Here is a 12,983-nt window from a genome sequence, read left to right on the forward strand (position 1 = left end):
CAGTGTGGTTCTAAAAGTGGGGATGAATGATTGTTCGGGCAGTCGGACCTAGCCAATGCTGCTTTTCAAATTGGCGATGCTTTCGCGGGCCAGGGTTTCTGCACCAGGCGAATAGTCGAAGACTTCGACGCTGACCCAACCGTCATAGTCAATGTCTGACAGTGCCTGCATGATTGGCTGGAATGGCACGTCGCCCATGCCGGGACCGAGCAGATTGGGGTCGTTGGCGTGAAAGTGGATCATCGAATCGGCGTGTTCGCGAATGACGGTTTCAATCGGTTTGGATTCGCTGCTCATGGCTTTGACGTCCAAGTGCAAACCGATGTGGTCATCGTCAATCATTTCAGCCAGCCGAACGCCTTCGTCGGCGGTGTTGAGAAAGTCGCCTTCTGCTGGTCCGAGTGGTTCCAGTGCGATTCGAACGCCATGCGAGTGAAGCGCCGGCACAACACCTCGCAGGACTTCCGCTGCGTTTTCCATCGCCTCGTCGATCGATTGGCCTTCGGTGCGATTGCGTTGCTGAGGCGACCCCAGCACCATGACTTTGCCGCCCAAGTCGGCACACAATTCCGCCAGATCGCATAAATACGCGGTTGTGCTGGCACGAGTGATCGCGTCTCGCGTCGTCAGGTGATAGCCCTCGGTTTTGGCCAGCAACCAATGCAGGCCAACGCACTGCATTTCCGCGTCGGTCATTAAATCGCGGTAGGTGCGACGTTCGGACTTTGAGAACGACGAAATGTCATCGGACAACATGAATGGGGCCACTTCCCATCCGGTGTAACCCGCGTCCTTTGCCAAGCGAAGGGCGTCTTCCACGGGCATGTCACCAAACGTTTCGTTGCAGATTGCGTAACGGAAAGGCATGATTCGGGGCTGTCTTCGATTCTAGAGTTTTGGGTCGGGATCTGGTCCTGTCACGGTCTGACAATGTAGGCTGTCACGCCCCAAGATGGCAGACGTGCAACAAAAATCGCTTGCGAGAGCGAAGATGGATTCGTCGCAGTCGTGCTTCTTAGGAACGGTCCGGAAAAGAATCGTCAGGCCGCCGTCGCCAAAGTCGCCCGGCCGGTGATTCGCAAAAAGACGCCTGACACCCGCTTCCGGCCGACCGGTAACCGTTCACTTCGCTCTTCCAAGTTGCGTTTCACTCTTTCAGTTTGATCGAACCGATGAATCTTCCGTCCAAATCCACCATGGCAGCGCTGGCATTGGCTTTCGCGATGTTGCCAATGGGATGCAATCTCTCCACGCGGTCCAGTTCACCCGGTCCGGAAGACCCCGACGCTCCGACCGAATTCACGACGACTGATTCGGGATTGAAGTACCGTATTTTGCGAAAGGGAAGTGGAGACAATCCGGGACCCGAAAGCTTTGTGACGGTGGACTACGTTGGATGGTTGGACAGCGGTCGCGAATTCGACAGCTCATACAATCGCCGCGAACCAACCAAATTCAATTTGTCGAGCGTCATCCCGGCTTGGACCGAAGGAGTTCAATTGGTCAGCGAAGGTGGCATGATCGAATTGGAAGTTCCGTCCGATCTTGGTTACGGGGTCATGGGCAGCCCACCGGAGATTCCACCAAATGCGACGTTGCACTTCAAAGTCGAACTGCACGACGTTCGCTAGACGAGTTTGCTGAATGCGACCCGCAGGGTTACGCGATCATTCGAATGCTTCGGGCTGTTTCGTCTTCCGGACAGCCTGAAAGATCGTTGCCGAGCTCACTGCGGGCTCGGTCGTTCGATGTCGATCCAAACCATTCGGTGGTCAGTCGCTCGGACGCGTTTGCCCAGGTCGGTTTTTGCATCAGGCCAGACGACGGCGGAGCGAAGTACATGGAGGTTGCTGGATGGCAACACATAGTCCACGCGAATTTCGTTGCGGCCAAACTTCGCGGTGGAAATCCCATGTTGCGAACTGGTTGGCATCGCGTCTTGCACTCGAGGGTTGCTGATCAAATTGGCGATGCCGCTTCGCAGACTGTCGCCTTGCTTTGGGTCCGAGTTTAAATCGCCCGCGATCACGAACATCGCATCTGCCGCCGAGTCACTCTGCAATCCACCGACGGTTCCGGAGTCGTCGATGATCCATTCGGCGTCCGGTTTGGAAATGTACTCGTTCCAAAATCGGATCTCGTCATGGTTGCGTTTTCCGTTGCGATCTTCCTTGCCGTCAAAGACCGGCGGAGTCGGATGGCTGGCCAGCAAATGCAAGGCTTGTGGATTGGAATCGCCATTGCCCGCGGATCCTTCACTTTGACTGGCGGGGATCAAGATCGGAACGTCCACGTGGTTCTTGCTGGACAACCGCAACGATTGCCAAACCGTGTCGCTGTAGTAGGACCGTCCGGTGACAGGGTCGACCGGCTTCAACGCATCCGGCATCGTTGACCAGCGGAATGTTTGAAACGTTCGGATGGCATCGCGATCAATCTCGAATCGGCTGAGAATCGCCATCGCGTACTGACCGGGATACTGGCCGAAACCGTGAGCATCGGTTGGGAGCTCAACGTCGCCGTCCGAATCCAAATCAAGCTTGCCAAGCAGTCCCGTGTTGGTGGGAATGGACCAGCGATATGGATAGTCAATCGCAGCGTCGCCTTTTGCCAAGTAGCCGTTGACGAATGCATCGAGCGTGCGACCGTCGGCGTCGTGATCGATTTCACATAACAGCAGAATGTCCGGTCGCACGGCCTGGATCACCGTCGCCAAATCGGTGGCTTGCGAATCATCACCAGCCAGCAGCCGCTCGGCGACTTCACCGGCTTTCTTCCCGTAGAGCGATACGTTGAAGGAAGCGACGCGGATGGCGTTGGGTGATTTCTCCACGGACTCTTCTGTTGCCGATGAATCGGAGGTGGGCGGGTTGTCCTGGCCGCGGCTCACATTGGGAACCAACGCGATACACGCGACAAAAACCGTTGTGGCGAGACGCAAATTCATAAACCACCTACTCGGGGGAACGCTACAATGCTGGTCAGTCCAGGGGACATTGGTTTTCGCAGGGTAACACCAGTGTGGCAATGAGTGCTTTGCTCGCGATTGAAGTTGTGCTCGGCAACGGTCCGCAGATTGCATTTGCTGATCGCGTGGCGGCTCGGTGACGCGAATCGACGATTGTTCACGATGTTGGAACCTTGTCCGGAACCAGACGTATTGAGTGATGTGGCGGGTAACGTTGCGGTTTGCCTGTCCGTTCGCGGAACGTCAATTCGAATGCCATGGACGTGATCGCATCGAGCCAGAGTTTCCAGGGAACCAGTGAATACAGAATCTTCCATTCGTGCAGCGGGACGAACCGACGTTGGTCAACGTCGAAAAGACAATCAGGATCAGTTTCTGATCGCTGAGCTGCGGAAGTCCATGCAGATTCACTCCACCAGTTTGGCGTTGGATGAAGAATGCATGCTGTTCGGAGGTAGAAGCGGTGAGCTTTTGGTGGTCGCCGATGGCATGGGTGGCCACGCGGCGGGACGACGAGCCAGCAATTTGGCGGTGGATCATTTGATCTCGCAGTTGCTCAATAACATTCACTGGTTTTTACATTTGGACGAGGACCATGACGAGGCCTTCATCGAATCGTTGAAAGCGTTGTTGCAACAGACCCATACCAAATTGCTCGCCGAAGCGAAGGACGCGACCGAGCATCGTGGGATGGGAACGACGCTGACACTGGCCTATCTCGTTTGGCCTCGTATGTACGTCGTGCACGCTGGCGACAGTCGTTGCTACCTGATCCGTGACGGCAAGTGTGAGCAATTGACGACCGATCACACGCTGGCGAAACAGTTGGTGGATGCCGGTGGTATGAAGCCCGAAGACGAAGCGGGCAGCCGTTGGTCGAACGTTCTTTGGAACGTGCTCGGTGGTCACGGCCACAATGACTTGATCGCTGAGGTCCGACGAGTCGAGTTGCAGAAGGGCGACACGGTGGTGCTGTGCAGTGACGGACTGACTCGATACATCGATGAAGCGACGCTGCTGTCCATCGTTCAGCAATATGGTGATGACGTCGACGAGATGGCGGATCACTTGGTTGCGTTGGCGAACGGATCCGGCGGGATCGACAACATCACCGTCGTGGTCAGCCGCCCGAACGGAAACGGAACGTCAGGCGGGGAAGGCGATCTGCCGCGATCGGTGCCTTTGGTTCAATTGGATGACGAGAGCGATCTGCAACCCGATTTGAAGGAATCGATGAGCCTGCAGGAACTGCAATCGTTTGCAAACGAAGACACACTGCCGGATGAGCGTTCCAAATCGGATTGATGGGCGGGTCAACAGGCGATTCGCAACTTGGGCGAAGCATCGTCGATAGCTGAGCGGCCGTTCACTCGTGCGAGGCAGTTGTGCATCAGGGAATTCCCCGACGCGCGAATTCACTCCGGGTTCACTCGGGGTTCGAACATGCGTTCTGGACCGGTTTTGATCGTCCGATGCTGGAATGCGAGGATGCTGTGACTGTACATCGGTGAGGCAAAGAGTTCCGGTTTCGCGGGTTTTTCGGATCGCGTCAGGTGGGGCTGAGACTTGTCTTCAATTTGATCGGCGAAGGGCCCGTTCCCCCCGAAAAAGGCAGGCATGTTTGTAGCGTGCCCCAAAATGCAATCCGACTCCCAGGGTTCTTCACTGACCTGAAGGAGTCGGATTGCATTTCCTTCTGCCCCGTCTGATTCTCTCCATGTCCCCGCCCGATCGAATCGACGTTTCATTGGCACATCCAGGTGCAACCGGTCTTTATCGACTGAGTGAAACGGGACGACTCCTGGACGCCAGCGACGAGCTTCTGAAGATCTTCGATGTGGCTTCCATCAAGGAACTCCAAAGCATCGGTGGTTCATCGGAACCCAGCCGGACGCAGATTGTTCCGTGGCATTCGCCACAAAGCACCAGCGGGCAAATGTTTGCCGACTATTTCTCGCGGCATCTCCCGATCAGTCAGTGCCAAACGGATATCGAGATCGCCGGGCAGCAACGAACGATCGTGGAAACACTGGTTCCGATGCGCAATTCAGCCGGGCATTTGGAACAATGGCTGGGAACCGTTCACGATTTTACCGCGACGCAGTCACAAAATGTCGCCGCCTTGAAATTGGCATGCGCACAAGCGGACGCGAAAGAGTCTCAACTTGGTGAGTTGTGCGATCAAGTCCGTTGGGCACTCGGACGAATTCGCGAATCGGTTCGTGCTGGCGACTCTCCGTGCATGACCAACGCTTTGTGCGACACGATCGAACACTTGGTGAATTTGGAATCCGAATGCAACTTGGATGGTGAGGCCGCTGCTGACTTGGAGCTGCAAAGCCTCAAGGATCGACGGCAAGGGTTCCGGTTGTGTGAGCTGGTGGAGGATTTGGCTGAGTCGGCCGCTTCCGAAATCCATCGAGCCGGTCGTCGCATCACCGTGCAAATCGGTCACGATTTGCCTCCCGTGGTTCGAGGCAACCTGCAAACCATCCACTGTGTTCTGGCGAACTTGTTGCATCACGCGGCATCGCATTCGGATTGGGGCGATGTGAAATTGATCGCTTCTAAAAATGGAAAACGAACAACATTCGCGATCCATGTTGCACGGCATTCGTTCACCGACAATGGTGCGAATAGTTTTGCGCCCGAGCAATATCCGTCGGAATGGCGAATCGCGTCCCGCTACGCTCAGCGATTGCACAGTGATCTGAAACCGCGAATTTTGCCTTCGGGTTGTTTGGAAGTTGCTTTTGACACGACTTTGGTCGAGGACACGGATCTCCGGTCCAGCCAACACCCGGAATTGGTGCTTGGTGAAAACACTCGCGTGTTGATCGTGACTGCGCACACAGCGACACGAGATGCATTGACCGAGATTTTGGCGGGATGGCGAATCGCTTCCTCCACCTGCGACGAATTGGATGTCGCTTTGCAACGCATTCGGATCAATCAAAAGATGGGACGGAGTTTTGATGCGATCCTGATTGACGAGTCGATCTTTGCCACACGCCAAACGTTGTCAAAAGAGACGTTGGAATGCCTGGCGACATCAGCGAACATTCGCATTCAGTCACGCGGGACGACTTGCCAGTCCAATTTTCATCATCGATTGCGCGCACCGGATTGGGTTTGGACGGTATCCGAACCGATTCGCCAAAGCTGCCTTCGCACCGCTTTGATTGGTGCGACGAAAACGGGCGAGCCTGATGAATCGGATTCGTGTCATCAGTGTCATGCTGGTTCGTTGCACGCGCAAATGGACAACGGTCCCGTCGTCATCTCAAAGATCGATCCGCCCGCGAATATTGTTTCTCGGCGGCCGGTCGAAAGCGAAACGACTATTGAACCGGAGCCCGAGCCAATCGAATCGTCGTTGTTGATGAGCGTCGAGGATTTGCAAAAGGAGTGTGGTGGAGACAAGGCTCTGTCTGCGGTGGTGATGGAAGTGATGTGTTCTTCCATGCCAATGCGTTTGCACGAGATGCAAACCGCGGCGGATCGCGGCGATCTAGAATCGGTGACTCGGCTTGCTCATCAGATGTCCGGTGCCGCGAAAGATCACTCGATGACCGCGGTCGCTGAGGTGACATCGCAACTGACCGCACATGCGATCTCCAAGAACAACGAAGGAGTTCGGACGTGTTTGTCGGCATTGTCCAACCGGGTCGAACAGACGATTGATTTGATGCAATCGTTGTTGGAGGAATCGTTGTGAGCACGTTTCCATCCAACCCAATGAACGATCTGCAGGCGTTGCAGTCCGTCGAGAATCTTGCTTTCCCCGGTATCGCGACCGCGAATGGGACGCTTGATTCCACGGAGTCCTTGTATGGCAGTGCTGAAGCGCCGGCCAAGTCCCGGGGCAGTGATCCCCAAACGATCTTGGTCGTGGAAGGTTGCGAGGAGACTCGCGAAAAGTTGTCCCAGATGCTGCAGTACCGGCAGTACCGCGTTCTTCCCGCCGCGACGGGGCGAGAAGCGATCGTGATGGTTCAGCAACAGCATGTTGATCTCGTGTTGTTGGACGTTGATCTACCGGATTTGGATGGTTTCCGAACGGCGCGGTTGCTGCGGCAAATGATGGACTTGAGCCGCTTGCCAATCGTGATGGTGACATCCGAGAGCGATCAAAACGAGATTGTGCGGGCATTCGACGCCGGCGCAAATGATCACGTTTGCAAGCCACTGGATCCCGCCGTCACCATCGCTCGCATCGCGACGCAGTTGCAATTGAAGTCCGCGTTGCAACGTCTCAGGCAGAGCGAAGAACGCTATGCCCTGACCGCTCGTGGCACCAACGACGGGATGTGGGATTGGAACCTCGTGACCGGCGAGTTGTATCTGTCTCCGCGTTGGCGAAGCATGGTTGGTTTGGATGGTGTCTCATGGACGCCGCATGGGTCCGAGTGGATGGATTTGATCCATCACGAAGATCGCCGACGTGTGCAGTTGGATCTGGAGGCTCACCTGTGCGGTGAGACCGACCATTTCGAAACTGAACTTCGGATGCAAGACGGACACCAAACCTATCGATGGATGCTTTGTCGAGGGTTGGCGGTCAAAGACTCACACGGCACCGCCTATCGAATCGCAGGTTCGTTGACCGACATCACCGAAGGCAAAGTTGCCGACGCGTTGACGGGACTTCCCAACCGGATGCTGTTCAACGATCGAGTGCAGCGATGCGTGGACCATCAGGCTCGCAATCCGCAGAACCGATTCGCCGTCATCTTCATGGACGTCGATGACTTCAAATTGGTCAACGATCACTTCGGTCACGATGCGGGCGATGACTTCCTGGTCAGTATCGCCTCGAGACTGGATACCTCGCTTCGCAAATCCGACGCAATTATTGCTCGAATGGGTGGCGACGAATTCGCGGTGTTGCTGGAAAACATTCGGCACGTCGATGAAGCAGTCGCCGTCGCGATGCGGTTGCACGACAAAATGCGTGCTCCGTTTCCCGTCGGAGATCGCGAAATTCTGACACGGGCGAGCATGGGGATTGTTGTTTCGGAATTTGATCCGGAATCATCCGTCCCTCAAGCGACCGGCGAAGAATTGCTGGTGCGTGCGGACACGGCGATGTACTTCGCGAAGAATCAGTCTGAATTGCCGTATGCGATTTTCAACAATGACATGTTGGCCGAAAACATGTTGCGTTTGGAACTCGGTTCGCAGTTGCGTCACTCGCTGGAACGAGACGAACTCACGTTGCTTTATCAGCCGATGGTGCAAATGTGCGATGGGACCACGGCGGGTTTTGAGGCTTTGCTGCGTTGGGAACATCCGGAGCATGGAACCGTGTCGCCCAACACGTTCATTCCGATCGCCGAATCCAACGGACTGATCATCGAGATTGGCAAATGGGTGCTTCGCAAAGCGTGTCAACAAGCGATGCGATGGCAGGCTGAGTTTGGTCGCCCGATCATGATCAGCGTCAATGTCTCCGTTCGCCAATTGTCGTCCACCGGTTTTGTGGAAGCGGTGACGGAAACGCTCGAGGCAACAAAGTTGCAACCTGAGTGCCTGAAGCTGGAAGTGACCGAAAGCTTCCTGATGCAGGACCCGGAAAGTACCATCGAGTTGCTGCATCAATTGCGACGGATCGGCTTAACGATCGGCATCGACGATTTTGGAACCGGATATTCGTCGTTGTCTTATCTCCATCGCATGCCGCTGGATATCTTGAAGGTCGATCGTTCTTTTGTGGAGTCGATGTTTGACTCGGAAAAAAATGCGTCGCTCATCCGATCGATTCTCGCGCTCGCGAAGAGTTTGGAACTGAACGTCGTCGCCGAAGGAGTGGAGACGTTGGCCCAGCTTCAACGTTTGCAGGACTTGGGCTGTCACTTCGTCCAAGGGTTCTACTTCTCACAACCGGTGAAGCCGGAATGTGCGAGTGAACTGATCGATCACCGATGGCTGTGAGAAACGTTTCAACGCACGAGTGACAGTCAGACAGGTCGGATGGAATAACCGACTATGGCTTCCACATGCGGAAGTCGTGTCATGCAAGTCTACAGCGGTGCGGGGAGGTCACGACGCGTGAACACCACCAATGCGACACCGTAGCAAAACAGCCCCAGCGCAATTAGCAGCAGCGGATATCCCAGCGGAGGCAGCCAACCGTCCTCGATCGGGAGGGATAGATTCCACGGGGACCAGAGATCGCCGTCGCGAACCAGGGATGTCATTCGTTGAGGTTTGTAGCAGTTGAAAAACGACATGCTCTGCAGAAAGGACAGCGATTCGGCGGCTTTGCCCAGCCCATACATGATGAGCTGAATCACATACACGGTCATCACCGCACCGATTGTCCGCCATCGGTATCGGTCCAGGCTGCTGAAGCAAGCACTCAGTCCCAGCAAAAAGAAGCCGAACGCGAACAGGTGAAAGACGGACGAGGAATAGGTCCGTAGGTCGACTCGGTCGCTCATCGGGAACGATTGTTCGACGGGGGCATCGTCAGTCAGCGGCAGCTCAAAACCGAAAAATGGCACGCGAACTGATGGCGGCGGGACGACTTCCGTCAGTGTCGTTGCGTGGACGCCAACGCCCATGCCGGCCCAAAGAGCCAGACACAAGGCGATCAATCCGCCGATACTGACCACCGCATGCGATAACAAGAATCGAGCTCGACTGACCGGTTGGCTGAGCAGCATTTCAAGTGTGCCGCGACCAAGTTCGCCGCTGACGACATCGCTGCCTCGAGCGATGCACCAAACCACGGTGCAAAGGATCACAATCGGTTCATCAAACGTCATCCCGACACGTCCGGAATACGTGAACAAGGCATCGAACTCAATTGGCGCGAATTTCTCGTAGTCGCGGAACTGTTCCAGGATCGTTTGGAACTGGCCCATGTCCAATAGTTTGACCACCCACACACGCACCCAACCGAATGCGAACAAAGTCACCGCCAACGCGGAAAACAGCAGGCTCGATTGCCCGATGAACTTTCGGATCAGCATCCGGTCGATCCCAATGTCACGCCAATGCATCAGAGCACTCCTTCGGACTTCGGTGAGTCTGTTTCGCTCGAACCCTGAGGCTGCAATTGGGGTAGTTCTTCACCCATGTGGACCGACTGATAAATGGCATGCAATCCCAGCGGCTCAATACGGACTTGTTCAATCGGTAACGTCGCCAACCAGGGTAAAACGGGAGCCAGGTCACCGGCGGTGCTGATTTGGATTCGATTGTCGGTTTGACTGATTCCGCCAATCCATTCTGCAAGCTCCACGGGAATTGGTATTTCGCTGGAGGTTGCATCGGTACGCCGGGCGGTCACTCGATGGCGCTGAAAAAGATCTTCCAAGGCCAACTCGTGAGCCAAATGGCCTTTCCTTAAAAACGCGACTCGATCGCAGGTTTGTTCAATTTCACTCAGAACGTGTGAAGAGAACATCACCGTCCGACCGGTGGCTTGTTCGGACGAGACAAGATCCAGCACGGTGGCTCGGACGGTCGGATCCAAATTGGCCGTTGGTTCATCGAGAATCAGCAGCGGGGTTCGAGGTCCCAGAACAACCGCCAAAGCCAGCTTTTGACGCATTCCCGTCGACATGAAGGCAACGCGGCGGGTGAGGTCAAGTTCCAATTGGTCCGCGACGGCAAACGATCGCTCACGATCACCAAGCGGATGCATTTCGGCGAAGAAGTCCAGCAATCCTTTGCCTCGCATGTGACGCGGCAAGCGAGCGTCGCCCGGCAAGTAAGAGACTTGGCGGCGAACTTCGACCGGATCATCCGCCGGATCCAATCCATCGATGGAGCAACGTCCCGAGGTCGGATACAGGTATCCCAGCAGGGTGCGAATCAGCGTGGTTTTTCCCGCACCATTTGGGCCCAGCAGACCAAACACTTCGCCACGTCGGACGTTCAGCGTGCAGTCGGAAAGTGCCGTGAAGTCGCCGTAGCGTTTGGTCAGATGCTCGCAACGAACCAAATCGCCGGATTCGGGGTCTGGCATGGTTGCCTCGGACGGTTTCAAAACGGCGTTCACTGGCGACTTGTGGAAACTGTTTGGTAGGACGAAACTTGGACGATCAACGTTCGAGGCTTGGAATCCCACTGGAATCTGGCACCGCATTGTCGATCATTGTCAACAACACCTCACCCACATCCCGCTCACCAACCCAACTCACTGAATAGCATGACGGATACCGCACCGCAGAACGACCCGCCGACATCGCACGTTCTTCCCAAAGGAATTCGTTTTGCCGGAGTGGCGGCCGGTATCAAGGCCAGCGGAAAGCCGGACGTTTCAATGATCGTTACCGATCGGCCCTCGGTCATGGCGGGAGTTTATACCACCAATCAAATCGTTGCCGCACCGGTTGTTCTGACTCGGGCAAAAACGCCAACGTCAACCGGACGCGTGGTATTGACCAACAGCGGCAACGCCAATGCTTGCACGGGCGAAGAAGGCATCCAGAATGCCAAAGCAATGTGTGAACTGGCCGCAAAGTTGACCGGTTGCGACTCGGCCGATGTGATGGTGATGAGCACGGGTGTGATCGGCCAACCGTTGCCGATGGAAAAGGTTCGTGCGGGAATCGAGGCCGCGGCGGGGAAGCTTGGCGATGCGGAAACGGACTTCATTGCGTCTGCGGATGCGATTTGCACCACGGATCAATTTCGAAAAACCGTCAGCGAAACCGTGACCATCCGCGGTCAACAATTTCGCATCGCGGCGATGTGCAAGGGCGCCGGAATGATCGCTCCTAACATGGCAACCATGTTGGGTGTTGTGATGACCGATGCCCCGATTGGTCCCGAGGCGGCCCAGGCATCACTCAAACAGATCGCTGGCCAGACGTTCAATCGCGTCAGCGTGGACGGGCACACCAGCACCAACGACACGGTGATGTTGGTTTGCACGGGCATGTCGGTGTCGGAGGACGTGCAGGAATTCAATTCGGATGAACTGGAGATTTGGCAAGAAGCCGCCACGCAAGTCGCGTTGAGATTGGCGAAGATGTTGGTCGCTGATGGTGAGGGTGCGGCAAGATTTTTCGAAGTCCGTGTGTCGGGTGCCGCTAGCGACGAAGACGCCTTTGTGATCGCAAAAACGGTTGCGGCCAGTCCATTGGTGAAGACAGCCATTACCGGCGGAGATCCAAACTGGGGCCGGATCGTATCGGCCGCCGGATACGCGGGCCCAAAGATAGATCCCGAACGAACCAGTCTCGTGATTGATGGCGTGATGGTCTTCGAGAACGGGACGCCGCTTTCAATTGACGCGGCGAAGCTGAGCGAATCGATGAAAGCCAATTCGGAAGTGTTGGCCGATTTGACCGTCGGTGAAGGCCCCGGCCAAGCATCATTCTGGGCCAGCGATCTGACCGAAGCCTACGTGCGATTCAACTCGTTGTACACGACCTGATTCGTGCGAGGAGAAAGCAGAATCGCTCTCACCGCCCTCCGTTACTTGCACTGAGCCTGCAAACCGAATCCAAATGGGCTAATATCGAGCCCAATTCTTCCCACCTACCTTGCATGTACGACAGCCTGTCGTCCAAAACCCCGTTAGGCGACCTCAGATAATGCGATGGCTACCATTTGTTCTGCTCGTTGCGCTGTCGGTCGGTTGTAACTCCAAGCCCGAAACCAAAGCGGAGCCTCAATTGTCCGTCGATCCATCCATCGCGAATTCCGGTGCAATCGTCTGCGCGCACGTCGCCACTGGCGAACCGATCCTTCGTGCAACACGTGACAACCCGATGGACCCCGATGACTCTGGTTGGCAATTCCTCTGCGATTCAGACGTGGACGAGCGTATCGAGGATGCCCAGATTTGGTCCGTCACTCAGGTCGCCGAACGTGAACCTTCGCTCCTTCCATTCATCAACTCGCCGGTCGGCACAACCATGTCTCGGACTGACGCCGATTCGGAATGGAAACCGTCTCAGTAGCGCAACGGTCGCCTAACAAGGTTTTTACGCTAGGCCTTCGGCACACCGCTGTCGTTTGTTCTAGCCGCCCTCCGTTGGTAGAATCTTCGATG

The 12,983-nt window shown here is 55.7% G+C and carries 10 protein-coding genes; 6 read left to right on the forward strand and 4 right to left on the reverse strand.

Going from position 1 to position 12,983, the window contains the following annotated elements; genetic code table 11:
- Positions 1-48: 48 nt before the first annotated feature.
- Positions 49-867, reverse strand: a complete 819-nt coding sequence (locus RE6C_RS07195) for a sugar phosphate isomerase/epimerase family protein (protein WP_008655180.1) — start codon at positions 865-867, stop codon at positions 49-51.
- A 305-nt stretch (positions 868-1,172) separates the two neighbouring features.
- Between RE6C_RS07195 and RE6C_RS32765 the strand changes: the two genes are divergently transcribed.
- A complete protein-coding gene (locus tag RE6C_RS32765; protein ID WP_236618008.1) occupies positions 1,173-1,631 on the forward strand; it encodes an FKBP-type peptidyl-prolyl cis-trans isomerase in 459 nt (152 codons plus the stop codon).
- A 95-nt stretch (positions 1,632-1,726) separates the two neighbouring features.
- Here RE6C_RS32765 and RE6C_RS07205 read toward each other — a convergent pair whose 3' ends face one another.
- On the reverse strand, positions 1,727-2,947 hold the full coding sequence (locus tag RE6C_RS07205; RefSeq protein ID WP_008655183.1) for an endonuclease/exonuclease/phosphatase family protein: 1,221 nt from the start codon (positions 2,945-2,947) through the stop codon (positions 1,727-1,729).
- Between the two features lie 318 nt (positions 2,948-3,265).
- On the opposite strand from RE6C_RS07205, the gene RE6C_RS07215 reads away from it, so the two are divergent.
- The 3 genes from RE6C_RS07215 (at position 3,266) to RE6C_RS07230 (ending at position 8,902) form a co-directional block, all read left to right on the forward strand.
- Positions 3,266-4,273, forward strand: a complete 1,008-nt coding sequence (locus RE6C_RS07215; protein WP_008655185.1) for a PP2C family protein-serine/threonine phosphatase — start codon at positions 3,266-3,268, stop codon at positions 4,271-4,273.
- A gap of 412 nt (positions 4,274-4,685) precedes the next feature.
- The gene (locus RE6C_RS07225; protein WP_008655187.1) at positions 4,686-6,686 is read left to right on the forward strand and encodes an Hpt domain-containing protein; all 2,001 of its coding nucleotides are present in this window, start codon (positions 4,686-4,688) and stop codon (positions 6,684-6,686) included.
- Entirely contained in the window at positions 6,683-8,902 is a 2,220-nt protein-coding gene (locus RE6C_RS07230) for a putative bifunctional diguanylate cyclase/phosphodiesterase (RefSeq protein WP_008655188.1), read from the forward strand. The genes RE6C_RS07225 and RE6C_RS07230 overlap by 4 nt, the downstream gene beginning before the upstream one ends.
- A gap of 89 nt (positions 8,903-8,991) precedes the next feature.
- Here the strand turns inward: RE6C_RS07230 and RE6C_RS07235 are convergent, their stop codons facing one another.
- On the reverse strand, positions 8,992-9,975 hold the full coding sequence (locus tag RE6C_RS07235) for an ABC transporter permease subunit (RefSeq protein ID WP_008655189.1): 984 nt from the start codon (positions 9,973-9,975) through the stop codon (positions 8,992-8,994).
- Entirely contained in the window at positions 9,975-10,979 is a 1,005-nt protein-coding gene (locus tag RE6C_RS07240) for an ABC transporter ATP-binding protein (RefSeq protein ID WP_039961457.1), read from the reverse strand. The genes RE6C_RS07235 and RE6C_RS07240 overlap by 1 nt, the downstream gene beginning before the upstream one ends.
- A gap of 150 nt (positions 10,980-11,129) precedes the next feature.
- Here RE6C_RS07240 and argJ point away from each other — a divergent pair, with 150 nt between their 5' ends.
- Positions 11,130-12,362 carry a bifunctional glutamate N-acetyltransferase/amino-acid acetyltransferase ArgJ gene (gene argJ, locus RE6C_RS07245; RefSeq protein ID WP_008655193.1) on the forward strand — a complete coding sequence of 411 codons (1,233 nt, stop codon included), beginning with the start codon at positions 11,130-11,132 and terminating at the stop codon, positions 12,360-12,362.
- Positions 12,363-12,522: 160 nt separating this feature from the next.
- Positions 12,523-12,891 carry an immunity protein Imm33 domain-containing protein gene (locus tag RE6C_RS07250; RefSeq protein ID WP_008655194.1) on the forward strand — a complete coding sequence of 123 codons (369 nt, stop codon included), beginning with the start codon at positions 12,523-12,525 and terminating at the stop codon, positions 12,889-12,891.
- The last annotated feature ends 92 nt before the right edge of the window (positions 12,892-12,983 follow it).

Source organism: Rhodopirellula europaea 6C, from assembly GCF_000338295.1.
GTDB lineage: Bacteria > Planctomycetota > Planctomycetia > Pirellulales > Pirellulaceae > Rhodopirellula > Rhodopirellula europaea.